Here is a 26,045-nt window from a genome sequence, read left to right on the forward strand (position 1 = left end):
CATTATTTTTTTAATATTAGTGCTTGCCTAACCTGTGTCGGTCATGAACGCAGGCCGGGCCTTTGAATGCGGAGTCAAATCATGCCAAAGATGAAGACCAACTCTGGTGCTGCGAAGCGCTTCAAGAAGACCGCCAGCGGTTTCAAGCGCAAGAATGCTTTCAAGAGTCACATCCTCACCAAGATGACAACCAAGCGTAAGCGTCAGCTGCGCGGCACTCAGGCAGTCAGCGCTGCCGACAAGCCGCTCGTAGAACGCATGCTGCGTGTACGTTAAGTTCAGACTGGTTTTTTAGAGGAAATTTATAATGGCTCGAGTTAAGCGTGGTGTTGTTGCCCGTCGTCGTCACAAGAAAGTACTGAAGCTTGCCAAAGGTTACTACGGTGCGCGTTCCCGCGTATTCCGTGTTGCCAAGCAGGCAGTTACCAAGGCCGGCCAATACGCCTACCGTGACCGTCGTCAGCGTAAGCGCCAGTTCCGTGCCCTGTGGATTGCCCGGATTAATGCCGGTGCCCGCATAAACGGTATGTCCTACAGTCGTCTGATTGCTGGCCTGAAGAAGGCTAACGTTGAGATTGACCGTAAGGTTATGGCTGATCTGGCGGTTCACGAAAAAGCGGCTTTTGCTGCTATCGTCGAAAAGGCCAGGGCTGCTCTGGCGTAAAAACCGGTAGCCAGTCTGAAAAAAGAGTTCCTTAGGGAACTCTTTTTTTATGTCTGGTTTTTACCTGAATTAATGTGAGCGACATGCAATATCTGCCCATTTTCGTGTAAAGGTGACGTAACAGGTCACATTTCTGTATAAATGATAAGACTTATGGTGACTCAGTTGGTAATCTGAGCTTAATGAAAGTCAGGGGAGAGGGAGGCTCCATGAAAAACAACCTGATCCGGATTCTAAAACTATAGGTTTACCATGGCTGCTGATGTCGATCTTTGCTGGGAACTCAAACATATTGAGCAGCGTCGCAAGGCGTTTGAATATTTGCGTTCAGTAAAAAATATTTTCTGTGTTTACTCTGCCAGTGTCTGCAAGCTGTATAGCAACTACCAGCTGCAGTTTCTTGATTCAGGGGAGGGCGAGCTGATTGAGATTCAGCCGGACCAGCACGCCTGGCATGATACTTTCAGTTTTGTATCCCCCAAGGCTGTTCGTCCTTCCGGTATCTTTATGTTTCCCGGTGAGGTGTTTGGCAAGTCAGGGTTTTATGTGCGCATCCCTCTTAAGGGTGGTAAAGGCAAGACTCTGCCTCTGTCAGAAGCTTTTGAAAAGGTATTGGGGAAAAAGGATAACTTTTTGCCGCTTATTCAAAAGGGGGATTTGAGGGAGTTTCAGTCCAAGTCCAAATCGCCCTATATTCACCTGCACTGGCTGGATCTGGATCAGCTTGATGATTTGTCGATGTTTCAGCGCCTTGATATTGCCAGTACCATCACCAGCCGCTTTCACGATGTGGTCAGGGCAGAAGAGGTTTAGCTTTTTTCTGCCCTGCTATTTCCTTTTACTTCTTTTTGCAGCCCCGGAACCACCCTACCAGGTCATTCATGGACTTGCGAAAATCCTCCATGGCGCTGGTGCTGAGGGTTTTAATGTCATTGAGATGGAGATCAGTCTTCTCCATATACTCTTCCAGGTGATCAACCTCATCGTGTTGCATCTCAACACGCTCTTCTTCAAGCTCCTTTTCCAGCTGCAGGAGAAGAGCTTTGGTTTCCTTGATCTGGGCTTTCAGCGCTTTTTTATGCGCATTGTATTCCTGCATGGTGGGCATGCTATGACTCCTGTCAGGCGGTCAGGGCTATCAGCAGCCCGGGTATAACAAAGAATAGTCCGATCACGTAAGCGAAGATAATCCATTTTCTCCGGCTGGCCTTCTGGGCAAACCTGCGGGCTGCTCTCAGGGGAATCTCCCGCAGGAACGGAGTTCCGTAAATAAGAATAACCGCTGATAAGTTAAAGCACAGGTGAACCAGGGCGATCTGCAGGGCAAAAGCTGCATGATCACCTGCAACGGCCGTAGCTGCCAGCAGGGCTGTGACACAGGTTCCGATATTGGCACCGAGAGTAAACGGATAAATCTCTTTCAGCTTAAACAGCCCGTTACCTGCCAAAGGAACGATCAGGCTGGTACTTGTCGAAGAAGATTGTACGGCAACGGTCATCAGTGTACCGGAGGTAATACCGGTAATGGGACCATGGCCGATGGCTCTGTGGAGAATGGCCTTGGCCCGGCCGACCATCAGCACTTTCAGGAGCTTTCCAAGGAAGATAATGGAGAGGAACGTTAGCGCCAGGCCAGTCAGAGCCAGGGCTACACCGCCGGTAATACCGGGCAGAGTGTCGTACATATCCTTGAAGACATTGATCACCGGCTTGGTCAGGGGTTTGATAAAGTTCAGGCCCTTGATGCTCATGGACTGACCTCCAATAAAGAAGGAGGTCAGCCATGCGGAGACCTTGCTGAGGAAACCAGTGAAAATCTCCAGGGGAAGGAAAATCAGAACGGCAATCAGGTTAAAGAAGTCGTGTACCGTAGCTGCGGCAAAAGCCCGGCGAAACTCTTTCTTCTTACCGATATGACCCATGCTTACCAGGGTGTTGGTCACGGTTGTACCAATATTGGCACCCATAATCATGGGGATGGCGGTGTGTACCGGCAGACCACCGGCCACCAGGCCAACGATAACAGAGGTTACAGTACTTGAAGACTGTATCAGGGCGGTGGCGAAAGCGCCGATCACAAGCCCCATTACCGGGGTGCTGGCAAATGCGAAAAGTTCCCTGGCTCCCTCAGCGCCACCGGATGCCCATTTAAAACCACTACCGATCATGCCTACCGCGACCAGCAGCAGGTAGATCATCAAAATAACAGTGAGCCAGCGGAGAGAAGTCCCGACGGGGCTTCTGTTCAGGCCAGAATCAGTCATAGTCTTTATTCAGCTATTGTGACAAAAACAGGTCGCTATAATCCATGAAAACTGACGGGTTACAAGGTTGACATGACGTTTTCATGAAAAAAAACAGTCACAGGATAGGTATTTTCTATTGAGAATGCCGCTTTGTGGGCTATATCACAGTTTATCTGGTATCGGGCCGGCGTCGTGTGTGATCCTCAGTCTTCTTAATGGTCAGACATGCAAGGCAAGCCGCCTGAAGGAATCTCTATTGTCGGCTGGACAGCCTGCACTGGCCAGCAACAGCTGCTTGGGAGATAGGTCTGACAGGAATGTTTCAGAGCGCCTCCATAATTCATAAACTATTCTCCTGTCTGTTCTGTAGGCTTCCAAGTAGTTTTCTGAGGGGTGGTTTGTGGACTATCGGCAGGTTTTTACCCTGAAGCGCCTGTGGCTGATGCTGGTGTTACTTGTAACCCTGTCTTTTATTGTCCTTCTGGCTGTTGGTGGAAGGATCTTTCAGGTTGCCCCTCCGATACCTGCCCAAGTTGTTGATGAAAGCGGGCACGTTGTTTTTACCCGGGATGATATTGAAGAAGGTCGGGATGTCTGGCGGCACCTGGGTGGTATGCAATTGGGATCGGTCTGGGGGCATGGCGCTTACCTTGCTCCCGACTGGACGGCAGATGTGTTGCACCGTGAAGCCCTGGAGATTCTTCATGAGCGAGCTGAAGATGACTTTCTGACTCTGCCGGAGCCCCGGCGTGCCCGGATGACCAGTCGTCTGACCGCAGATATTCGGAAAAATACATATGATCCGGAAACCGGCACCATTCATATCAGCGATGAGCGCCACAGGGCTATTAAAAAGGTGCAGGATTATTATTTTGGGTTGTTTGGCGGTTCCGGAGACTCTGGGAATTTTAAACGACTGCGGGTGGACTTTGCGATTCCGGAAAAACCATTGGGGGGAAACCCGGACGCAAAAATCAGAAAAATGTCTGCATTCTGGTGGTGGACTGCCTGGTCTGCAGTATCAGAGCGGCCGGGCGACAATGTCAGTTACACTAATAACTGGCCCCATGAACCCTTGGTTGGTAATACGCCGAGTGCTTTCTCATTTCTCTGGACTTTTCTCTCCATTGTTATCCTGATTGCCGGAATCGGTATATTGTGCTGGTTCTTCAACCGTCAGAGAGCCACATGGGAACATGAGTTGATACCGGAAGCTGGTTATCCTGATAAAGATCCCCTCGAAAAGCTACAGCCTACGGCCTCTATGAAGGCAACAGCGAAATACTTCTGGATTGTCGTTGTTCTGATTGGTGTACAAATCACTCTTGGGGCTGTGACAGCCCATTATGCGGTTGAGGGCCAGGACTTCTATGGTATTCCCATTTCTGAAGTGTTTCCCTATGCCCTTACGCGCACTTGGCATACCCAGCTTGCAGTGCTTTGGATTGCAACTGCATGGCTGGGTGCCGGGCTTTATGCTGCGCCGATGATCGCCGGATTTGAACCACCTTTTCAGCGAATTCTGGTGAATATTCTCTGGTTGGCACTGGTGATTGCGGTTATTGGCTCCCTGTTTGGTGAGTGGGCCTCAATTCAGGGATATATCACTGACCCTGTTATGAACTTCTGGTTTGGCCATCAGGGTTATGAATACCTTGATCTGGGCAGGTTCTGGCAGTGGTTGATTTTTCTTGGGCTGGTGATCTGGCTGTTGTTAATGAGCCGCTGTCTTATACCAGCTATTAAAAAAGGCGGCAGTGATAAGCATCTGATCGTGTTGCTGTTAATCTCTTCTGCCGCTGTTGGCCTGCTGTACGGCGCAGGCCTGCTGTATGACCGTAACACCCATTTGACTATTGCTGAATACTGGCGCTGGTGGGTTGTTCACCTTTGGGTTGAAGGAGTTTTTGAAGTTTTTGCGGCGGCATGGGTGAGTTGGGTCTTTGTTCATATCGGGCTGATTCGCGCACGAACAGCAGCGATCTATGTCATTTTCTCTACAGCGGTTTTTCTTGGCGGTGGCGTTCTGGGAACATTTCATCATCTTTATTTTGCCGGTACACCGGAATCTGTGCTTGCTCTCGGTGCAGTGTTCTCGGCATTGGAAGTTGTTCCACTGGCTTTGATCGCTTTTGATGCCCATGACCATTGGGAGCTTAAGCAGGCTTCTCCCTGGGTGCAGAAATATCGTCTGCCACTGCTGTTTTTTCTTGCGGTTGCGTTTTGGAATCTGATCGGTGCCGGTGTTCTTGGCTTTCTGATTAACCCGCCACTGGCGCTTTATTATCTGCAGGGATTGCAGACCACGCCAGCCCATGGTCATGCTGCCCTGTTTGGTGTTTACGGAATGCTGGGTATTGGTATGCTGCTGTTCTGCCTGAGAGGGCTGAGGACTGAAAACGGCTGGTCCGACAGGCTTCTTCTCTGGGTGTTCTGGCTTATGAATGGTGGGCTGGCATTAATGGTGTTCGGCTCCCTTTTGCCTCAGGGCCTGATTCAGGGATTTGTATCATTTAATGATGGTTACTGGCACGCACGCACGCCGGAGCTGTTGCATTCGCCACTAATAGAAGGACTCGTATGGTTGCGGGTTCCTGGTGATATTGTTTTTGCTCTGGGTGCATTGTTGTTATTGATTTTTGTGGTCAGACTCTACACTGAATTTCCAGATGCTGTACAAGATAGCTGATTTCCTCATGTAGTCCCCTCGCATTCTCCTGCCCGGTATAAAATTTATACACGTTCTTTTACGAAAAAAAGGTTGATCCACTCAGGGTCGGCAGGCCCGACAACATAGTTTTGCCGCCAGCTCTCATGTACACTTGTCCGCTTTGATATTTATTATAAGCCCGGCTCTTGGGGCGTTAGACAGCGTCGCTTTCACAGAGCAAATCCATTTTAGTCAGACAATGACCGGATGTGGTGGTAAGGGCCAACTGAAATCATTGAGTTGTTAACTGGTTTTATAGAGTCCATGGAAAACCTCCAAGCATTAACCGACGCAGCCCTGGCTGCGGTCGCGGCGGCCGGTGATGCGGCCAGCCTGGATCAGGTGCGTGTGCAGTACCTGGGTAAGAAGGGTGAGATCAGCCTGCTGATGCAGGAACTGCGTCATCTTTCCAAAGAGGAAAAGCCTAAGGCCGGGGCCAGGATTAACGAAGCCAAGCAGACTGTCCAGGCGGCGATGAATGAGCGCCGTGCCTTTATTGAACAGGCGGCCCTCAATGCCCAGCTGGTGGCGGAATCCATTGATGTGACCCTGCCGGGCCGTGGCGAGGATGTGGGCAGTCTCCATCCTGTGACCCGCACCATGGAGCGTATCAGCGAATACTTTCAGACTATTGGTTTTATTGAGGAATCCGGTCCTGAGATTGAAGACGATTTCCATAACTTTGAAGCGCTGAATATTCCCGATCACCATCCGGCCCGTGCCATGCACGATACCTTCTATATGAAGGACGGTTCTGTGCTGCGTACCCACACCTCTCCGGTGCAGGTGCGGACCATGAAGCGTTTTGTCGCTGAGAACCGTAAGCCTCCGATCGCTATCATCTGCCCGGGTAAGGTCTATCGCTGCGATTCCGACCAGACCCACAGCCCCATGTTCCACCAGGTGGAAGGTCTGTATGTGGCGGAGAAGACCAGCTTTGCTGATCTGAAGAGTTTGCTGTCTGATTTCCTGCGGGTGTTCTTTGAACGGGATGATCTGGAGGTGCGTTTCCGTCCGTCTTACTTCCCGTTTACTGAGCCGTCCGCTGAGGTGGATATTGAGTGGGGCCGTAATGAAGATGGTTCCATCAAGTGGCTGGAGGTACTGGGCTGCGGCATGGTGCACCCTGATGTGTTTCGTTATGCCGACCTGGAGCCGGAAAAGTACTGTGGGTTTGCGTTCGGCATGGGTGTTGAGCGTTTTGCCATGCTGCGTTATGGCGTGAAGGACCTGCGTCAGTTCTTTGAGAACGACCTGCAGTTCCTGGGTCAGTTCAAGTGATTTTTTGAGTTTGGGTGTTATGTCGGAGGTGTGTGCACTGTTTTCCGCGCCGCCGGGCTATCCTGCCCGGGGGCGCTCTCAGGCCATCCATGGCCTTTGAAAACAGTGCACACATCCGACCAGTGGCATCCAGCCTGCTTTGATTTACTCGGTCTTCCTCTCAGGGGAAGATTAAGGATGGAAACAGAATGAAATTCAGCGAACAGTGGCTGCGCAGCTGGGTCAACCCGGAGGTGAGCACAGAAGGGCTGGTCAGCAAGATCACCATGGCTGGCCTGGAAGTGGATGAATATGAAGCCGTTGCGCCGGGATTTTCCGGTGTTGTGGTCGGTGAAATCATTGCCTGTGGGCAGCATCCTGATGCGGATAAGCTGCGGGTGACCAAAGTCACTAATGGCACGGAAGAGTTCCAGGTTGTCTGCGGCGCGCCTAATGCCCGTGTGGGTATCAAGATTCCTTTTGCCATGGTGGGCGCGGTTCTGCCTGGCAATTTCAAGATCAAGAAGGCCAAACTCCGGGGGGTTGAGTCCTTCGGTATGCTGTGTGGCGATGATGAAATCGGCCTGGCCAGTGAGCGAGCCGATGGCATTATGGAACTCCCCGCGGACGCGCCTGTCGGTGCGGATATCCGTGAATACCTGCAGCTGGACGACACCATTATTGATGTGGACCTGACGCCGAACCGTGGTGACTGCCTGAGTATCGCCGGTCTGGCCCGTGAGGTGTCCGCTAACTTCCTCACAGATGTGACTGTTCCTGCCATTGAAGATGTAGTTGCAGAGATTAACGACACCTTTGAAGTGAATCTTGAAGCCACTGACGATTGTCCCCGCTTTGTTGGCCGGGTGATTCGTGATGTAAATGTTAAGGCCGCTACGCCTGTCTGGATGGTTGAGCGTCTGCGCCGTTCCGGTGTGCGTTCCATCGACCCTGTTGTGGATGTCACCAATTATGTGATGCTGGAGCTGGGGCAGCCCATGCACGGCTACGACCTGGATCGCCTGAGTGGTTCCATCTGTGTTCGCAAGGCGGAGCAGGGTGAGAAGCTGCTGATGCTGGATGGCACGGAACAGGCCCTGAACCCCGAAACCCTGGTGATTGCCGACGAACAAAAAGTTCTGGGTATTGCTGGCGTGATGGGTGGCGAGTACTCCGGTGTGAACGAAGATGCCACCAATATATTCCTGGAGTCTGCGTTCTTTGACAAGATTGCCATCGCCGGTAAGGCCCGTCAGTACAGTTTGCATACCGATGCTTCCCACCGTTTTGAGCGTGGTGTGGATTCCGAGCTGCAGAGCAAAGCGATTGAACGTGCCACTCGCCTGATTCTGGATATCTGTGGCGGTAAGCCCGGCCCGGTTGTGGAAGTGGCCTGCGAAGAGTCCCTGCCTAAGGCTCGTACTGTGGTTCTGAACCGGCAGAAGGTGACTGATCTTCTGGGTGTGGACCTGCCCGCTGACCATATCGCTTCGCTGCTGACCTGCCTGGGTCTGAAGCTGACGTCCACCGGCGAAGACCAGTGGTCTGTGGCTGTGCCCAGCTGGCGTTTTGATATAAGCATTGAAGAAGACCTGGTGGAAGAAGTGGGCCGTATCTACGGCTACAACAATCTTCCTGACACTGTGCCCATGGCGGAACTGCGTCTGCAGACTATTGATGAAGCCACTGTTTCCATGGGGGAGCTGCGCCGTGTGCTGGTGGCCCGTGGCTACCGGGAAGCTATTAACTTCAGCTTTATCGATCCGTCCCTGCACCAGCAGTTTGATCCGGAGCGTGTGGCAGAGCCCCTGGCGAATCCCATCTCCAGCGAAATGTCCGTGATGCGTACCAGCCTGCTGCCGGGTCTGGTGACTGCTATGCGCCATAACCTGAATCGTCAGCAGGGGCGTGTGCGTCTGTTTGAAACCGGTCAGATCTTTATCCGCAATGACAGCTCTTCTGGGGAAAGCGAACTGACCCAGGATCTGTGGCTGGGCGGCGCTGTATGTGGCAGCCGTAACCCGGAAAGTTGGCATGGCAATGACGAGCAGGTGGATTTCTTTGACCTGAAAGGTGATTTGGAAGCCCTGTTCAAGCGTGTCGGTAATGCCGGTGAGTACAGCTTCCGTGCCGGTCAGCGTCCTGCCCTGCATCCGGGCCAGTGCGCGGAGATTCTCCGTGGTGGCAAGGTTGTAGGTGTGATTGGTTGTCTACATCCGGGAGTGGCTAAGGCTGTAAGCGTGGATGCTCCCGTTTACCTGTTTGAAATCTCTGCAGATGTGCTGATGGCCGGTGATGTAACCGCTTTCCGAGAGCTGTCCAGGTTCCCGGAAGTCCGCCGTGATATGGCCTTGGTGCTGGATCAGGCGACAGCCGCCGTTGATGTTGAAGGTGTGATTCGCTCCAGGGCCGGTGAATGGCTGCGGGATATCCGTCTGTTTGACGTATACAGCGGTAAAGGTGTGGAAGAGGGCAAGAAGAGTCTGGCTCTGGGTGTAACCTGGCGCCACCCTGAGCGTACCCTGACCGATGAGGAGATCAACGATCTGTTCGCTGATATTACCGGTGCCCTGGATGCTGAGCTGGGTGCGACTTTGCGTCAGTAACGGGTATCCGTTGTAAGGAAAGCTGTTGCCTGGAAATAAGCCCCGGAAGAGTGATCTTCCGGGGTTTTTTCGTTCTTTTTGTATAAAGGTTCGCAGTTTAAAGAATGATGCACCATGTCTGTTGCTCTGGGGGGGCTGGAGCTTGTTTTCTTTCCTGGTTGATTATCCCTGCGAAATTATCAGGGAAGGGAGCCTGATAGCTTGGATCAAATTTTTGGCCAACAGTCTTGGCTAAATGTCTATTTCCAGTTTTGGCAATGGCGTTAAGCACTGTGCTCAGATTCCTTTCTTTCTCCGGAACGCGTGTCAGGAAGCGATGAAGGGTTTCGGTCAGGTAATAAGAGCAGCCTCTGTTTATGCCATCCCTGTCTGGGTGTGGCTGGGAGCTGTATGTGGTCAGACCCAGAAGAAGATAAATATGGCTCCAGTCGGGTTCGGTACTATAGAAGAGCTGGTAGAGGCATGGCAGGTGGGTAACATCAAGGGGGGATTGCAGAGTCATCCCTAGAAGTGGGCGAGGCACCTGTGGCAGTTCAGGTTTCCATTCCTCTAATTTGTACATGGCCAGTATTTTTTTTGCGAGCCTTTTGTTGCTAATGGCCGGTGAAAAGCAACAGCGGCACAGGGCCGCCATTGAGGGTTCGTTTTCACCGGAAGTGGCCGTCAGCCATTTATTCAGAGTGCTTAGAAGGCGGTCTTCATCGTTTGTCTGGCTGTTTTCCAGTTCGATCAGCTCATTGGCAGGGACTCCCAGGAGCAGGCCGATCTTAAGCCAGTCGCTTTTCAGAGTAGGCCATTCGCCGAAATGATTTTTAAGTAAATCGACCAGGGGGATAAGGTCAGTGTGAGTCAGTCTCTGGTGAAATGGCAGAGCGGCCAGGCTTTGCCATTGGCCGGAATCACACTCCCGGTAAATCTCGCGTTCTGCCAGAGGCGTGCTGGAAGGCCCACCATCATAAGTTCCGGAAAAAGGTATCTCCCGTCTGTATCTGGCAGGGAAAGGGCTGGCTGCTGGGTCATGGCCCTCCGGATAACAGCTCCATGAGTTGTAGAGTTGTTGGGCAGTTTCATGTGCTCCATGCATATTCTTTCTCCCTTTGAAGGTTTCTGTCCTCTGATTGTATTAGGTCCCTGAAAGCAGGAAAAAGTTCCATTTATTTTTTACATTACAGGCCGTGTATTGGTCCATATTAATACTCCCCCCTCCGCCAGGTAAAAATAATCCTCCCAAGTTCGCATAACCTGCTTTTTTCCCACTACCCACTATTTGCCCTGTCAACCACATATGCTCGTAAAACAATGCATCGCGCTACATTCTCAGTGGGGCTGAGTTGAGGAAAGTCCAGGTGCGCAGAGTGACGTCGGCATTGTTCAGGTTAACCTGCTGAAAGGGTTGATCTTTTCTCTCAGTCACAGCATTCTAAGGAATAGAGGCGGTTTGCCGGGTTGTTATAAGAACAATGTTATTAATAAACATGCTGTAAAACCGACTTTTCAATATTACATCGAGGATGTAAGACCATGGGGGCGCTGACTAAGGCAGATATTGCCGAAAGGTTGCACGAGGAACTCGGGCTGAACAAAAGGGAAGCCCGGGAAATGGTGGATCTTTTTTTTGAAGAGATCCGTTCCTCTCTGGAAAGTAATGAGCAGGTAAAACTGTCCGGTTTCGGGAATTTCGACCTTAGGGATAAGGGCGAGCGACCCGGACGTAATCCGAAAACGGGTGAAGAGATTCCAATTACCCCCAGGCGTGTGGTGACGTTCAAGCCTGGCCAGAAACTCAGGGCGAGAGTTGAGGCTTATGCAGGACACCCGGTCGACGACTGACATACAATCCCGGCCGGTAACGGATTTACCGGCTATTCCGGGCAAGCGATATTTCACTATCGGTGAAGTAGCCGAGCTTTGCCAGGTAAAACCCCATGTGCTCCGTTACTGGGAGCAGGAATTTACTCATCTTAAACCGGTTAAGCGGCGGGGTAACAGACGCTACTACATGCGTCAGGATGTTCTCGCCATCCGGCAGATTCGCAGTCTTCTCTATGAACAGGGGTATACCATTCCCGGTGCCCGTGCCCGCCTGGCTGGTGAAGATGAGCACCATGACAGCAGTCAGTTCCGTCAGCTGGTCCGGCAGACCATTCGGGAGCTGGAAGAAGTCCGTCTTTTGCTTAAGCGTCACTGATCTGGTTTGTCACTGGTCGTTCAACAGCAGTTGTGCAGGGCAGAATTCAAGATGATGAGAAGACTGTTTTAAAAACCTCCAGGTGGTTGTTGAATGCTTTGAACTCCAGTGCGTTTCCGGAAGGGTCTTTGATAAAGAATGTTCTGTGTTCTCCTGTCTGGCCCGCCAGCCTGACATGGGGCGGATCAGTGAATTCCTGGCGATAGGATTTGATTCTGTCAACCAGTGCTTGCCAGTCTGAGATATCCATGTTGATACCAAAGTGAGGCACGGTGACTGGCTCGCCATGAAAGTCAGATTGAAATGAGCTGTGCTGGATATATTTTTTCGGGGCATGGTGAACCACGAAGTGGTGCCCATACAGGTTGAAGTCAATATGATTCTCCGTTGAGCGACCTTCTCCTGCGCCAAGTATTGTTCCGTAGAAATGTCTGGCGGCATGAAGGTTGTGGGTCAGGATAGCCAGGTGGAACTGTGGGAAGGCCGGTGTCCACTGCCTGGTTGTTGCAGGGCCGGCAATATGTTCCTGGGGTTGGCTGTTGGCTTCTAATGAATGTATATAGATGTTTTTCCAGAATTTTTCCCACCCTTCCACTGCAGTCTGGTAGCCTGATTCCAGATCAACCAGCCATTGCGGATTATGATGGAAGATCTCCGTGTGTATCAGCTCCCGTGTTTTCTCTCTGTGTTTTATATCGTGCTCTTTCACATGAAGATCCCAGAAGCTCCAGTCAATTTTATGATTGTTTTTTTGAATGAAGTCGTTTTTTGTTAAATATTTGTAAAGCTGCTCAAGATAAATCTGGCAGACACACTCGCCGCCCATACCTCTTAGTCCGATACCATAAGCGATGCTTTTCTGAGGGGAGGATAATAAGCTGGTGTGCTCATGCAGAATATGTATGTTGGGCGTGATTGCCTGGCTGTCGAGCGTGTCAGTTACCACACCAAGACTGGCCAGAAAGTTATCATAGAGAACAGGGTGTGCCTTCTGTGGGTCTCCATTTCCCAGTTCATCCATCAGAAGTTCTGCAACAAAGCTTTTAAGGGCGCCGTGCTCCATCCTGCTGAGAAGTAATGCCAGATCCGTAATGTAGGCGTGGGTGAAAAAACGATACTGAATGAGTCCTGCTATAAGTTGTACAGGTGTAGCTATGCGGATGAATTCAAAAAAATCCTGTACGTTTGCCAAAACACGCTCTTGGGTAACTTCGATTCTGTTCCAGAAACAGGAGGCGGAATAAGGGCTTGTTTGTATAGCCATGTTGATCACCAGTCTTGCAGCTTTTGCTTTTGAGTCTTCTCACTGTCGGGTTTTCGATATAAAGCTTTTCGATATAAATCCACTGTTCATGTGATGCGGGAGGCAATAAACGACCATAAAAGGTAGTTGCAGTGCGGGAAATAGCAAAATGGCCCCGGGTTTGAGGGATCTTATAATCGTAAGTGAGATAACGGCAGATAGACTAGACGTCAGCGTGAGAACAAAACTATTTACGAGTTGAGGCTACGTACTTCCTCCAAAATTTGCCATGCTTCAGGGCATGAGCAAAGAGCAAAGCAGCTATAACTGAAAGATCTGAAGGCACTATTTGATTGAAGGATTTTAGTCGATGATAGCTGTGTCACATCAGTTAATGATGAGAATCAGCCATGTAATCACCAGTGAGGTAGCTTTGATTATGGTGCAAAGTATCCAGAGAATGACCAATATCATGAGTGGCATAATGTTGCCAGTCATCTTTTTTCTTGTCTTCAATCCTGAATACGCCAGGGCTAAGAATGTTAATGAGCATTCCATGATCTGTGAGAGCAGATCTGATCTTGAAATTCAGAATCTCGAGACTATTGATTTTACTTGCTATCTGGGTGAGAAAACAAAGACATACCATGGCATCAAGGCGATCCTGAAAGAGGAATGGCAACCGGAATCTGTAGCCGCTGGCCAGGGAGCAGATTGGTTTCATTACGCATTTTCACATGGCAAAGGTAATCGAGAGGTGCATACCAAAGTCATCTTTATCTTTAAAAAAACGGGCGATTTGCCAGGACCTTTTGAGGTTTTATGAATCTGGTTGAGAAAGGTCAGCGCATGCGTAGTTTTGCAGGTTACCATATCTGCAAGACTACGAATTTTCTATGCCCTGCTTCATGCTCAGCGACGAGCACTGGCTGAAGCTGCGACCAACTCTCAAACAAGTCCGCATCAATGACAAGCCAGATCCCATGCTTTCAATAGAAAAACGTAAAGCGGGCTTGTTGTATATGTAAAATTTCTCATTCAGATCTGCTTTCGGTAAAGAGAAGGGTATTACACGGTTTATTAACCTGAAAATGCCGGGCGTTGATAAAAAATAACGACTGTAAACTGCTTGCTGCGCCTCCCCGTTTTGGATAGGATACGCCCCGTTCTTGCCGTGGGGCGGAACGCAGTCGGAGCGTAGCGCAGCCTGGTAGCGCACCACAATGGGGTTGTGGGGGTCGGAGGTTCGAATCCTCTCGCTCCGACCACTTTCTGAAAACTATCCCCCCTTCCCGGGTTTTCAGGTTTATTCTTAACCTATTGATTTTTATAATCTAATCATTAAAATCAAGGTCAAGTTTCGGAGCGTAGCGCAGCCTGGTAGCGCACCACAATGGGGTTGTGGGGGTCGGAGGTTCGAATCCTCTCGCTCCGACCAATAGAAAAGCGCACATCATTTGATGTGCGCTTTTTTTATGTCCGGTAGAATTGAATTTTACCGTGGAGTTCCTGCCTGTGACGCAACCGCGCCTTTCTTCACATCTTCAGCGGGAGAGCCGGACCATCGTAAAAATGATTGGTCTGTATTGCCGCCATCATCACCAGCCTGAATCCAATACTCTCTGCCAGGATTGTCAGGAACTGGAAACCTACTGCCTCCGCCGGGTCGCCCGCTGTGTTTATGGGAATGAAAAGCCGACCTGCGCCAAGTGTCCCATTCACTGTTATAAAGCCGAGTCCAGGGAAAAAATCCGTACCATTATGCGCTGGGCCGGGCCAAGGATGTTCTGGCACTATCCGGTACTGACCATATGGCACCTGATTGATGGTCGCAGGCCCGTTCCTCCGAAGCCGGGCGGGCATTCACGCTGATTCCGACTACACTCCGTCGTTTTGCGACACTGTGAGGCGAACGATGGTACAACGTTCTTGGCTGTTGTGTTTTGTTCTAACTCTGTTTTCTTCTGTCTCCCTTGGGGATGCTTTTGGGGGGGAGCGTATCGCTCCGACCGGGCGTATCACCGACCATGAGCTGGACATCTATAACAACAGGAATTTCTGCTGGCAGTCCGGCTGGCTGTTCATGCACTCGCTGGCCGCTATCGGCCAGGGTTATGAAGCCTTCCGTACCAATAGCAAAGCGTCAAAGCGGGCCAATACCGTGGGTGCGGTCTCTGATCTCCTGGGGATTGCCGACCTGGTGGTTCGCCCCCTCTATCCGGTGCCTGAAAGTACGGGAACCCCCGAGGAACGGCTGAAAATCATGGTTGACCGCATTGAGCAGCGGACATCCCTGATGGGGCATCTGGAAGGCTGGCTTACAGGGCTGGTTGGCGGTTTGATTATTGCCGGTGGCCATGGCAAGTCGTCCGATGGTGTTGCTTTCTTGGCGGCAACCGGTCTGGTGACAGAACTGGAAATCTGGAGCATTCCCAGGGAACCCCTGGAAGCCTGGAAAGAGTATCAGGCCACAGGACAACTGGATAACCGTGTTCTTAAGGAGCCGCACTTCGCCAGTTGGAAACCGTCCGTAAGAGCCATGCCCGGCGGAGTGAAATTAAACTGGTGGTTCTAAGATCATAAATCCTCTATTGGGGTATGGAGAGAAACAGAGGCTAAAGTAAAAAGCAGGCACCCACAATTTTGCTGATACCATGTCCTCAATATTGCCCCCAGACAGACCCGGTTCCCAGTCGCCTGTTTCCGATGATCTGCGTCAAGCTTCCACCGGGACCCGGGAACCGGGGCGTTCCGGCTCCAGAAAAGTAACATCCCGGGAAGGGCAGGCCCTTATCGGCAGTCAACAACCTTCATCTGGAGAAACAGGAAAACCGGTACATAACAGGCGTGTCGGCGCGGTAAATAATCCCGGGCCGGTTTTGGCTGGGCAGGACGTGGACACTCTGCGTAAGCTGAAGGAGGCTGCCCTGGAGAGAGCCGGTAATGCCCTTGAAAAGCTGGGTCAGAGAGGGTTGATTGACCGCGCCCTGGATGTACTGGATGGTGATGACAAGGCGAAAGAGCGGGAAAAGGACCAGATAGTCGTTACAGTATCACCGCCCCCGGATTTTAAACCCATCAGCGTATTTCCTCCCGCTGAAGGCGTTCCCCCGGAGAAGATGAAAGAGTACCAGGCTATTGCCCGCAAGGCGCTTTCCGGATATCGGGAAGCTCATCAGAATACCGATATGAACAGGACTGAGCTGCAGAAAACCGTTGACCAGTGCAAAGTCGAGCTGGGAAAAATCCAGGCCCGGTTCACGGAATTGCAGGTCAAGGAAGAAGACTGGAATGAAGCATTTAATAAATTGCTGCAACGGGATTATTCTTTTGAGGTGAAAGATGAAGACGGTAACCTGACATTGGCCGCCACGCCATCTAAGCCTGCGCAGTCCTCTGCTATTACTCCCGTGGCCGCTATACCTGCTGCGGTTGCCGGTGATATTAAAACCCCTGAAATTGTTCTTCTTGGACCTGCGCCAAACAGCCGGTTCTCGGATATTTATATTACACCCGCCGGAGGACCCGGCAGTCAGGTTACAGGTAATATTGCGTCCCTGAATGCGGGGACCAGTGCTTTGTATCTGGGTGGGGGGACAATTAACAAGCGTTTTTCGCAGGAGCTGGCTGGCACGACAAATGCCAATGCCTTTACTGCTTATCATCAGGGGATTTTGAATCTGCCACAGGATGCCCGGGGCTATCAGGTACCTGATATAAAGGCTGCGGGTACGCCCAACGGCCTGCAGTTTTCCCTGTGCCGCCCTGCTGATCCGAATATCAAAGGTCAGGGCAGTGTGTTTGTCCATGTGTTTGAACAGGACAAGTGTCCCCATGACAATAATCGTAACCGGGCGATGATCTATGTTGTTCCTCCTGATGGCACAAGCGGTGCTTTCAGCAGCAAACAGGAGTTTCTCCAGGCCGTCAGGGCAACAGCGGTCAATACCCTGTTTGCGGTGCAGGAATATAACCTGCGGGCAAAACAGCAGGGTCTGCCGCCCCTGGATATTCTCCGGGCCTGCCGTTTCAGCAGTGACCATTATGCGATGGATGGTGTGTCCGGCGTAGAAGTGGCCCAACAGATTCATGGTGGATTTATGGCTGTCTGTAACCAGATTGCCGGGCGTGGTGAGCCGGTGCTGGTGCGCGGTATTCAATATGAAGATGGCAGTAACGGGAATTTCTCAGGGGCGAATATCAGGCAGACACCGGCAGTGCTTGTACAGTAAATAGCTTCTTCAGCATCAGCGTTTATGTTTTTTTTCAGCTACTCCAACCGTTCCTGCAACCCGGTAATTCGCTCAATAGCCTTGTTTACTGCGAAAACCAGAATATCCGGCCGTGTCAGCAGCTCCAGGTGTTTTTTGGCCCGGGTTATACCTGTGTAAACCAGCTCCCTGGTCAGCACTGGTGAAGGTGTGTCCGGCAGCACCAGCAGAACCTTGTCAAACTCCGAGCCCTGGCTTTTATGAACCGTCATGGCAAACACTGTTGAGTGTTCCGGTAAGCGGCTGGGCAGAAGCAGTCGGGGTGTATTATCATCCTTGCTTTCTATCTCAGTGATATTCGATGCTTTATGGGTTACGGCCCTTGGGTCGGCGATACGTGGGAAGGCTACCCGGAAATCACCGTTTTCATTGTGAACGGTAATGCCAATATCGCCGTTGTAAAGATCAAGTCCGGGGTCATTGCGGGTAATTATCACGGGGCGTCCTTCGTACCAGATACTGTCTTCAGGTGCTTTAATCAGCCCGGCCCGGGTCAGTGCTGTGCGAATGCTGTCGTTCAGCCCGGTTATCCCCCAGGGACCTTCCCGCAGGGCGCAGAGTATCTGGAATTTATCAAAGGCTTCAAGAATATCAGCGGGGGATTCATTGTTTTGCACAGCTTCCAGATAACCCCGGTAGCCATTTACGGCGGTTGTCAGTAATTGAGCTTTTAAGTCACCGGAATGAATCAGGCGAATATCGTCCTGTGGTTTCTGGCAAATAGCCTGAACCTGTTGTCTGCTGCCTTCATTTACGGCTCTTGCCAGTTGCCCGATACCGGAATTGGCAGCAAAGCGGTAACTGCGTCGTAACAGACACAGACTGTCCCGAATCGCGGGGCCATGTTCCTTTTGGTCGGAAAACAGGGGGAAACCGGTCATGGACAACAGGTTGCGGGTCTGTTTCTTTGAATAACCAGCCTGTAGACCGGCGCAGATATCACCCAGTACGCTTCCGGCTTCCACGGAGGCCAGCTGGTCCCGGTCACCCAGCAGTATCAGCCGGGCATGGGGGGGCAGGGCATCCAGCAGACGGCTCATCAGGGAAACATCAATCATTGAAGCTTCATCCACCACCAGAATATCCAGGTGCAACGGATTTTCCCGGTTATGGCGGAACTCGGCCCGACCGGGAATAACCCCCAGCAGCCTGTGAAGGGTGGATGCCTTATCGGTAATGGCGTAGCGCACCTCTTTGCTGCAGTTCAGCTTGTTCCTGGCCAGGCCAATAGACTCTGTCAGTCGTGCGGCGGCTTTACCGGTGGGGGCGGCCAGGTGAATGGTTGGTAGACGGTGGGGATCTTTGGCCAGAGCCAGTTCCACCAGAAGTGCCAGAAGACGGGTAACTGTTGTCGTTTTTCCGGTACCCGGGCCACCGCTGATCACGGAAACGTCCCGGCTGGCGGCGATGGCAGCGGCCACTTTCTGCCAGTTGGCTTTCCCTGCGGTCACAGGTTCCGGAAAAAGGCGGTTAAGAATCTCCCGAACCTGTTTATGATCCAGGTCCAGGCTCCGGCAACTGTTCAGTCGTCTGGCGATAGTGGTTTCATAGAGCCAGTAACGCATCAGGTAAAGGCGGCCATTGTCCAGTACCAGAGGCGTGGCAGTGGAGCCATCGCTGATACCGGGCAGTCGGGCCAGATGCTCCGCCCACTGGTGGGCCGGCAGAACACCGGGAAAGTGAACGGTGCTGGATTTCGGAAGATCCAGCAGATGTTTGGGGTCTTCCCCGCTGAGTTTCAGGCAGGTATGGCCCTGGCCAAGGTTGTAGCTGGTCAGAGCTGCGGCCAGCAGAAGTACCGGGTCGTCGGAATGTTCCGACAGCAGTCTGGCGAAGTGGTAATCAAGGGGACGGATAATATTGTTGTTGGTCAGCTGTCGTAAGGTATTCAGCATAATGCAGCCTCCTGGCCCGAGAAAATACGATCAATGTCTTCTATTAGTCGTCGGCCTGGTCGGTGGTTATAAAACCCGGTGCGTTCGCTGGTTTCCGGTTGGATACCCCGCAGGAATACATAAAAAATGCCCCCCATATGGGTATCATAATCGTAATTCGGCAATCGGTGCTTCAGCAGCCGATGCAGGGCCAGGGTGTAGATCAGGTATTGCAGATCGTAGCGGTGATCCACCATGGCAGCGGCCATGGCTTCACGGGTATAGGCGCTGGTGGTCTCTCCCAGCCAGTTGGATTTCCAGTCCAGTACATACCATTTGCCCTGGTGCTGGAAAGTTAAATCGATAAAGCCTTTCAGCATACCCTGAACGCAGGCAAAACTGAGTTTCCCGGCTTTTGGCGATAAAGGGTCATCGGAGCTTTGCAGCAGCCGGTTAAGGCGTTCCGCCTGCAGCTGGCCGATAGGCAGGTTAAACTCGATTTCCGCTTTATAGCTGTCAGCCTGCAGGTCACGGAGCTTTAGTCCATTGTCGTCCATTGAGGCGGTGATAGTATCGTCAATCATGGCCATCAGTACCGGCAGCCACTCTTCTTCAAAGCCGTTGACCAGTAGTTGTGTTCTGACCATCTCTTCCAGTTTTTCAGGGTCAGGGCTCTCAAAAGGCACATTCTCAAAAATGGTATGCAGGAAAGTACCCGGCCTTGCGCCCTTGGGAAAATCCAGCAGGGAACTGAAAGGTTCCCGTTCCGGCAGAGCTGACTGGATCTGCTGCCCCTGAACTTCCAGATCCAGCCCCGGTTGTTCATGGGTAGCATCCGGTGTTCTGGTTGAGTCAGTCGGAGCATGTTGAGCGTGGCGGGACAGGGAAGAGTAACTTGTTATCCACCAGTTATTCAGAATATGGCCCTCAAAGGTGCGAGGGGACAGAGTCGGTAAATCTTTTTTCGGTGGAGTGTAATTTTCTGCCGGTTGCTCGGGTGGTGTTCCCAGGCTGAAGGCGTCGCAGGTGCTGGCCAGATCTTGCAGCAGGGCAGGCAGCTTCCCGGTTTCTATCGTATTTTCTCCCGCCAGCAGGTGGCCGAACGCTGTCAGGTGCAGATGGGTTTCCGAGTCGTCCTTCCTCGGGCGGAACTTGACCGGCGCTACTCCCAGGTAGCAGGCATACACGGCCCGGGTGAGGGCTACATAAAGCAGGCGCAGGTCTTCCGCCAGCCGCTCTTTATCCGCTTTTTTGCGGGAGTCTTCTCTGCCCAGCAGGTCGCCGATGACCCGCTGGTGATCATCATGATAAATGCCCTGATCCGCTTCTCGCCAGCTGCAGACAAAAGGTACAAAAACAACGTCGTATTCCAGGCCCTTGGACTTATGGATGGTGACAATGCGCACAAGGTCCCGTTCGCTTTCCAGATGCAGCTGCTGGTCTTCGGCATTGTTGTCGGGGCTGGCAATACGTTCATGAAGCCAGCGCAGCAGGGCGTGGGGAGTGTCTTTTTCCCGGGCGGCGGAGGCCAGCAGTTCACCGAGATGGAGAAGGTCGGTCAGCCGTCGTTCTCCGCCGTCTTCCGCCAGCAGGTTTTCCGCCAGATGACGTGTATTAATCAGGTGCCGGAGCATGGGTAGCACACCCCGGTTTATCCAGAGCTGGTGTAGCCGGGTAAATTCATCAACGGCCGCTTCCCAGAACTTTTCATTGCGGTTGAGCTGATCCAGATCATTGGCTTGCAGGCCGAACAGGGGAGAGGCTAAAGCCGAACGCAGCAAGCGTTCGCTGGTGGGTTCCAGGCAGGCGGCAAGAATACGGGTTAGATCCAGGGCTTCGCCGGAACTGAATACCGAACTGCGGTTACTCAGGTAGACGCTGGTAATGCCCTGGTCGGTCAGGGCTTCCTGCATTAGCCGGGCCTGGTGACCGGTACGCACCAGTACTGCAATATCTTTAGGACCTAAAGGTTTTGTGCCTTTTTCATTATTTATAAAGCACTGTTTTTCTTTTGCCAGAGTGAGCAGTCGGTTGATCTCCGAGGCCGTGGCTGTGGCCATAGTCTGCTCATAGGACCCTTTGCCAATAGAGGAGCCTTCTGTTTCCTGGAGCCAGAGTTGCAGGGCCGGAGCCGTCTGGTTCTCAATGGCCAGGCTACGGGCGCTGGCGTCCGGTGAGCTGTTGACCGGCAGGAAAGGAATATCATCGTCGTAGATAAAAGGGGACTCTGCCTGTGCAAACAGATGGTTGACTGCCCCAATCATGGTATCTGAGGAACGCCAGTTGGTGGGCAATGTGTAACGGTTGGGAATATCCCTTCGGGCCTGGATATAGGTGAAGATATCCGCGCCCCGGAAGGCATAGATCGCCTGTTTCGGGTCACCGATAAGCAGCAGACCGTGAGAAGGGGCAGCGGGATCGGTGCCACCGCTCTGCGCTTTCGGATAAAGGTTTCGGAAAATCGTGTACTGTATCGGGTCGGTATCCTGGAATTCATCAATCAGGGCCATGGGGAACAGTTGGCGGATACGTTCAGCCAGTTTGTCCCCGCCATCGGCGGTGAGGGCTTTGCTGAGCTTGACCAGCAGGTCATCAAAGGACATTTTGCGCAGTTCTTCCCGGCGGGCAGTCAAGCGACTCCGTACGTCTAACAGGGCATTACGCAGCATCATGCCTTTAAAGGCCTCTTCCAGGCCACTCCCCAGCCCGTCGATAAGGTCAAGAAGTTCAAGGTCAGGCACTTCGCACTTGGCTTTACAGGCTTTTTTCAGGAGTTCCCGGCTGTAAACGTTCCAACCGTCTTTATCGAAATCAGGGATTAATTTGTTGCTGGCAGCGAAAGCTGCCATATCACTTAGGCGCTTCCAGGGTTTGGCGTTTTTCTTCAGAACTTTGGAGAACTCGGATTCAATCAGATCCTGCTGTTCCAGCCATAGGCGCTTGATCTCTTTTATCTGGTGAATGTTGTTTTCCAGCTCATCCAGATTGTCGGGAATACCCGTATCGTCAATCTTCAGGGTGTGCTGGTTCATCCAGGGCATCAGATCAGCCTGAAGCTGGTCAGGTGTGCGCCAGATGCTGACGGTCAGTTCCGCCAGCTCCGGATTTAGGGGGTACATATTGCGGCGCCAGAAATCAGCGATGCTGTCCGTCAGTAGTTCCGACTGGTCTTCCAGCAGTTCGCTGGTAAACAGGGAGCCACTTTCAAAGGCGTGTTGCTTAAGCATGCGTTGGCAGAAACCGTGGATGGTGAAGATGGCGGCTTCATCCATTTGCCGTTCCGCCGCAAGGAGTATTTCTGCCTGTCTGGCATGGTCATCCAGGTCGTGAACTAGGTCTTTAAGAAAAGGGTCTTTGATCTCTCCATTTTCATCTTTCTCTGCTTTTCCCAGAAAGGCCTGCCGGGCCTGATGTATTCTGTTACGAATACGGTCCCTGAGTTCTGCCGTAGCTGCTTCGGTAAAGGTTACTACCAGAATCTGGTCAACGGTCAGCAGCTGGGGATGGGCGGAAGGCTCAGCCCCCGGTTCTATACGACCATGGCCAAGAAGCAGACGAAGGTAGAGGGCGGCGATGGTCCAGGTTTTCCCCGTACCGGCGCTGGCTTCGATCAACCTGTGACCATGGAGAGGAAGTGTTAGCGGATTGAGAATGGCCTCATCAATTAATGTCATGGCTGTGCTTCCTCCCCTTTGAACTCTTCATAATGACTCAGCAGAGGCAGCAGAATTTTCCTGGCCAGATCGGTCATATCGTCAAAAATTTCATCCAGGTCGGTGTAACAGCGGCTGATATAGTCATCAGTGCCTTCAGCCATGCCAAAGCCGGTATCATCAAAGGCGTTATGGGCTTTCTGCCAGCCTTTGGCCTGTTTCTCTTCGTCCTCTGAAATGGTGATTCCGGAGGAAACTTCCTTTATCCAGGCCCAGGCGGTTTCCTGGAAGAAGGGCAGGGGCCGGGTCAGCCCTTCACGGAGATACCGCTCCAGGTTTGCAAGCATTTCTATGGCTTTTTCCGAATCCACAGGCCGCAGCCTGAACTGTACGGCATTCGTCAGGTAGAAGCTGTCGCCGGGTTTACTGGCGCAGAAGCACAGGTGTTGAACCCAGGCGTCAAACCTGTGGGGTGCACGCAGTTTACCGGTACGCCAGAATACCTGACCGTGGGTATGGATTTTATCCAGCCATCCGGTCAGACGGCTGTCGTTGACCAGAAGGTTCACTTCCTGGTCTTCTTCAAATTTATTTTTCAGCCAGGGTTTAACCAGTTCTGACAGGCTCAGGGCTTCCTGGTTCAGGGCGGACAGGGTCATCTCGCCAAAGTAACCGTGGGGGAGAGCGCCAGAGGCTTTGATTTTTTCTCTGAAGCTTGTGCTACCCGGTGAATCCTCCAGATATTCTTTGGTCAGGTTCCGCTTCATTATCCAGCCATTCAGGCCACCTACGGCAAAGGGTTCACGGGTTTCCGGAGCCTCATCTCCGCTGTCAAAAAACACTTTCAGCCTTTGCTGGCAGAAGGCCTGACAAGGGTTTCTCCAGAACGCCAGCAGCTGGGCCAGAGGCAGTTCTTCCGGGGGCTGTTCCCTGTCCAGAATGTGTCCGTGAAAAGGTGCGGCCTGCTGGCCTCTGCCTTGAGCCGCAGGCAGCCACTCTTTGGCGAAACTGCGCAGGGGGTTGGACTCCAGGAAGTTATCCGGGCTGAAAGATTGCAGAGTATGTTGTGTAAACAGCTGTTTCAGCAGGGGCTTGTCCCCGGCGGGGGCAAAGTGTTCGGTAATCAGGTTCTGCAGTTCGCTCACCAGTACCGAAGGGAAGGCTTCGCTGTTATCTCGGATATTCTTGCTGATATAACTGATGTAGAGGGATTCCCGGGCAGACAGCAGGGCTTCGAGAAACAGGTATCTGTCGTCTTCCCGGCGGGAACGGTCTCCACGACGATGGTCACCGGCCATCAGATCAAAGCCCATGGGAGGCATGCTGCGGGGGTAGGTGTTGTCGTTCATACCCAGCAGGCAGACCACCCGGAAAGGGATGGAGCGCATGGGCATCAAGGTGCAGAAGTTAATCTGCCCGGCAAGGAAGCGCTGGCTGTTACGGCTATTGCCCAGGTGTTCCTGCAGCCAGTCCACTATCACCGCCCGGGACAGTGGCTCCCCAAAGCGGGCGTCGTCCAGCTGGGTGCGAATAGTGTCCAAAGCATTGCGAATGCTCTGCAGGGCCTGTTCATCTTCTTCATCCGGTTTAAAGAACCGTGCCAGCAATGTGTTAAGGAAAACAATCCACTGATCTGCGGTGCGGGATTGTTCAAGAGCTGGCAGCAGCCATTCGCAGTGTTCAATAAAGTCTGCCAGCCGGCCGGCCAGTTCCGCGTCCATACCCTGAACCAGATCGCTGGGCAGAATATTTTCAAACAATCCTTTATCCGCAGGCATGGCATAACCCAGGAGCAAACGACGCAGGCCGAACAGCCAGGTGTTCTCTTCACGGGTGGGAATATCAAACCGGCCCTGGTGCTGCTGGTTGATGCCCCAGCGAATACCCGCATCTTCTATCCAAGCGGTCAGTACAGAGAGGTTGCCGGCATCCAGGTGAAAACGATTCTGCAGAGCTTTTGCTTCCAGTAGTTCCAGCAGTTCAGGGCCGCTGGCCCGGATCTGGTCCAGGGTGAGCAGGCGATGGAACGCGGTGAGTACAGGGTGCTCCTGACTGGCGGAACGATCCGACAGGGCGAAGGGGATATAACGCTCACCGGCAGCACTGCCGAACACTGCCTGGATGAAAGGCGTGTAGCTGTCTACGTCCGGCATCATCACAATAATATCCCTGGGTGTCAGGGACGGGTCTTTCTGGAACTGTGACAGCAGATAGTCGTGTAATGCTTCCACTTCCCGCAGGGGACTGTGGCAACCATGAAACGACAGTGACTGGTCATTTTCAGTTATCACCAGTCGGTGGGCAGTACGATTCTCCAGGTTAAGGATATCCTGGTGAATATGCTGGAGCAGGGAGTTGCGTTCATTATCGGTAAAGGCATCCATATCATTGGCCCCCAGTTCCTGCAGCTGCCAGAGATAATCCCGGCCCAGTTTGCCCATGGAGGCGAGTAATGGATGGCCAATGTCTTTTGAATGGTCTGTACTGTCGGGCAGCTTGCCATCCCGAAAGCGTTTCGCGTCAATCTTTGCCAGATAGCGGGGATCGCGAACATCCCCCCAGTAATACCGGCAGGGATTGGTGATCATCAGGTGCACATCACAGCGCTGGCCTATGGCCTGCAGGGCATCCAGATAACCGGGAGGCAGAGCGGAAATTCCAAATACAAACAGGCGGTTGGGCAGATCTTTTATGGGGCGGTCATTATCCAGTCCCCGGGCGAAAGCCTGGTGCATATTGGCCCGGTGCCAGTGGCTCTGGCCCAGCTCCGCTGTGCGTTTTACCAGCGCCCGCCAGAGTATGGGCTGCCAGGGTTGTTCCCGGGTCAGGTGTGGCAGGTCATCGCCATTTTCCCAGTCTTGAATCCATTCGGGGCGGTAAACCAGGTATTGGTCAAAAATATCGGCGATCTTCCCGGCCAGCTGGTAGCGGCGTACCTGGTCATCGTCGTTTTTCAGGTAGCGATGCAGGGCGGCGAAGCGTTTATCTTCCAGCCATTCCGGCAACATGCCCATCAGCTTCCAGGTCATGCTGTCTTTGGTAAAGGCGGAGCGTTCCGGGACATCTTCCAGTACTCTGACAAACATCTTCCAGATAAATGAAGCAGGCAGGGGGAACTCTATGCTGGCGGCAATATTAAAGGCATTGGCAAGCTCTAGTTGCAGCCAGCGGGCCATGCCCGGGCTTTGTACCAGAATCTGTTCGCTTTTCAGTGGGTCGGTGATCGGATCAAGGCTGATCAGCTTGACCAGCATCTCTTTCAGGTCGTCAAGTCGGTTGGAATGATACAGGGTGAGCAACGGACTCTCCGTTATCCGGCAGGGGTAATGC

General features: G+C 52.3%; 19 protein-coding genes and 2 tRNA genes. 14 read left to right on the forward strand and 7 right to left on the reverse strand.

Translation table 11 applies throughout. The features are described from left to right. Positions 1-81 precede the first annotated feature (81 nt). The 3 genes from rpmI to ACY2RQ_RS10660 all read left to right on the forward strand — a co-directional run bounded on the left by rpmI (position 82) and on the right by ACY2RQ_RS10660 (position 1,477). The gene (rpmI, locus tag ACY2RQ_RS10650; RefSeq protein WP_490112949.1) at positions 82-276 is read left to right on the forward strand and encodes a 50S ribosomal protein L35; all 195 of its coding nucleotides are present in this window, start codon (positions 82-84) and stop codon (positions 274-276) included. Between the two features lie 31 nt (positions 277-307). After that, complete coding sequence (rplT, locus tag ACY2RQ_RS10655) at positions 308-664, forward strand: 50S ribosomal protein L20 (protein WP_490112950.1); 357 nt, start codon at positions 308-310, stop codon at positions 662-664. Between the two features lie 252 nt (positions 665-916). Then, positions 917-1,477, forward strand: coding sequence for a hypothetical protein (locus ACY2RQ_RS10660; RefSeq protein WP_490112951.1), 561 nt, complete (start codon positions 917-919; stop codon positions 1,475-1,477). 25 nt (positions 1,478-1,502) lie between these two features. Here ACY2RQ_RS10660 and ACY2RQ_RS10665 read toward each other — a convergent pair whose 3' ends face one another. Then, the gene (locus ACY2RQ_RS10665) at positions 1,503-1,772 is read right to left on the reverse strand and encodes a hypothetical protein (protein WP_490112952.1); all 270 of its coding nucleotides are present in this window, start codon (positions 1,770-1,772) and stop codon (positions 1,503-1,505) included. Between the two features lie 13 nt (positions 1,773-1,785). Next, a complete protein-coding gene (locus ACY2RQ_RS10670) occupies positions 1,786-2,928 on the reverse strand; it encodes a Na/Pi symporter (RefSeq protein ID WP_490112953.1) in 1,143 nt (380 codons plus the stop codon). A 382-nt stretch (positions 2,929-3,310) separates the two neighbouring features. On the opposite strand from ACY2RQ_RS10670, the gene ACY2RQ_RS10675 reads away from it, so the two are divergent. From ACY2RQ_RS10675 to pheT, 3 genes are all read left to right on the forward strand, one after another. Next, on the forward strand, positions 3,311-5,599 hold the full coding sequence (locus ACY2RQ_RS10675; RefSeq protein ID WP_490112954.1) for a nitric-oxide reductase large subunit: 2,289 nt from the start codon (positions 3,311-3,313) through the stop codon (positions 5,597-5,599). Positions 5,600-5,884: 285 nt separating this feature from the next. After that, positions 5,885-6,901 carry a phenylalanine--tRNA ligase subunit alpha gene (pheS, locus tag ACY2RQ_RS10680; RefSeq protein ID WP_490112955.1) on the forward strand — a complete coding sequence of 339 codons (1,017 nt, stop codon included), beginning with the start codon at positions 5,885-5,887 and terminating at the stop codon, positions 6,899-6,901. A gap of 188 nt (positions 6,902-7,089) precedes the next feature. Then, positions 7,090-9,486, forward strand: coding sequence for a phenylalanine--tRNA ligase subunit beta (gene pheT / locus ACY2RQ_RS10685; protein WP_490112956.1), 2,397 nt, complete (start codon positions 7,090-7,092; stop codon positions 9,484-9,486). Positions 9,487-9,583: 97 nt separating this feature from the next. Here the strand turns inward: pheT and ACY2RQ_RS10690 are convergent, their stop codons facing one another. Beyond that, a complete protein-coding gene (locus ACY2RQ_RS10690) occupies positions 9,584-10,570 on the reverse strand; it encodes a hypothetical protein (protein ID WP_490112957.1) in 987 nt (328 codons plus the stop codon). 437 nt (positions 10,571-11,007) lie between these two features. On the opposite strand from ACY2RQ_RS10690, the gene ihfA reads away from it, so the two are divergent. Then, positions 11,008-11,316, forward strand: coding sequence for an integration host factor subunit alpha (gene ihfA / locus ACY2RQ_RS10695; protein ID WP_490112958.1), 309 nt, complete (start codon positions 11,008-11,010; stop codon positions 11,314-11,316). Continuing rightward, on the forward strand, positions 11,291-11,674 hold the full coding sequence (locus ACY2RQ_RS10700) for a MerR family transcriptional regulator (protein WP_490112959.1): 384 nt from the start codon (positions 11,291-11,293) through the stop codon (positions 11,672-11,674). Before ihfA ends, ACY2RQ_RS10700 begins: the two co-directional genes overlap by 26 nt. Before the next feature lie 46 nt (positions 11,675-11,720). Here ACY2RQ_RS10700 and ACY2RQ_RS10705 read toward each other — a convergent pair whose 3' ends face one another. After that, on the reverse strand, positions 11,721-12,938 hold the full coding sequence (locus tag ACY2RQ_RS10705) for an iron-containing redox enzyme family protein (RefSeq protein WP_490112960.1): 1,218 nt from the start codon (positions 12,936-12,938) through the stop codon (positions 11,721-11,723). A gap of 349 nt (positions 12,939-13,287) precedes the next feature. On the opposite strand from ACY2RQ_RS10705, the gene ACY2RQ_RS10710 reads away from it, so the two are divergent. The 6 genes from ACY2RQ_RS10710 to ACY2RQ_RS10735 all read left to right on the forward strand — a co-directional run bounded on the left by ACY2RQ_RS10710 (position 13,288) and on the right by ACY2RQ_RS10735 (position 17,149). Next, positions 13,288-13,743 carry a hypothetical protein gene (locus ACY2RQ_RS10710; RefSeq protein ID WP_490112961.1) on the forward strand — a complete coding sequence of 152 codons (456 nt, stop codon included), beginning with the start codon at positions 13,288-13,290 and terminating at the stop codon, positions 13,741-13,743. Between the two features lie 365 nt (positions 13,744-14,108). Beyond that, a tRNA-Pro gene (locus ACY2RQ_RS10715) sits at positions 14,109-14,185 on the forward strand. A 93-nt stretch (positions 14,186-14,278) separates the two neighbouring features. Continuing rightward, positions 14,279-14,355 (forward strand) — tRNA-Pro (locus ACY2RQ_RS10720). Positions 14,356-14,432: 77 nt separating this feature from the next. Then, a complete protein-coding gene (locus ACY2RQ_RS10725) occupies positions 14,433-14,789 on the forward strand; it encodes a nitrous oxide-stimulated promoter family protein (protein ID WP_490112962.1) in 357 nt (118 codons plus the stop codon). Between the two features lie 43 nt (positions 14,790-14,832). Beyond that, positions 14,833-15,492 (forward strand): hypothetical protein, encoded by a 660-nt coding sequence (locus ACY2RQ_RS10730; RefSeq protein WP_490112963.1) that lies wholly within the window; start codon positions 14,833-14,835, stop codon positions 15,490-15,492. A gap of 91 nt (positions 15,493-15,583) precedes the next feature. Next, on the forward strand, positions 15,584-17,149 hold the full coding sequence (locus tag ACY2RQ_RS10735; RefSeq protein ID WP_490112964.1) for a hypothetical protein: 1,566 nt from the start codon (positions 15,584-15,586) through the stop codon (positions 17,147-17,149). A 38-nt stretch (positions 17,150-17,187) separates the two neighbouring features. Here ACY2RQ_RS10735 and recD read toward each other — a convergent pair whose 3' ends face one another. The 3 genes from recD to recC are packed head-to-tail and all read right to left on the reverse strand — an operon-like array spanning position 17,188 to position 26,014. Continuing rightward, positions 17,188-19,083 (reverse strand): exodeoxyribonuclease V subunit alpha, encoded by a 1,896-nt coding sequence (recD, locus tag ACY2RQ_RS10740; RefSeq protein WP_490112965.1) that lies wholly within the window; start codon positions 19,081-19,083, stop codon positions 17,188-17,190. Next, positions 19,077-22,736, reverse strand: a complete 3,660-nt coding sequence (recB, locus tag ACY2RQ_RS10745; RefSeq protein WP_490112966.1) for an exodeoxyribonuclease V subunit beta — start codon at positions 22,734-22,736, stop codon at positions 19,077-19,079. Before recB ends, recD begins: the two co-directional genes overlap by 7 nt. Continuing rightward, positions 22,733-26,014 carry an exodeoxyribonuclease V subunit gamma gene (gene recC, locus ACY2RQ_RS10750; protein ID WP_490112967.1) on the reverse strand — a complete coding sequence of 1,094 codons (3,282 nt, stop codon included), beginning with the start codon at positions 26,012-26,014 and terminating at the stop codon, positions 22,733-22,735. Before recC ends, recB begins: the two co-directional genes overlap by 4 nt. Positions 26,015-26,045 lie beyond the last annotated feature (31 nt).

Source organism: Parendozoicomonas sp. 209JJ7-1 (assembly GCF_058147085.1).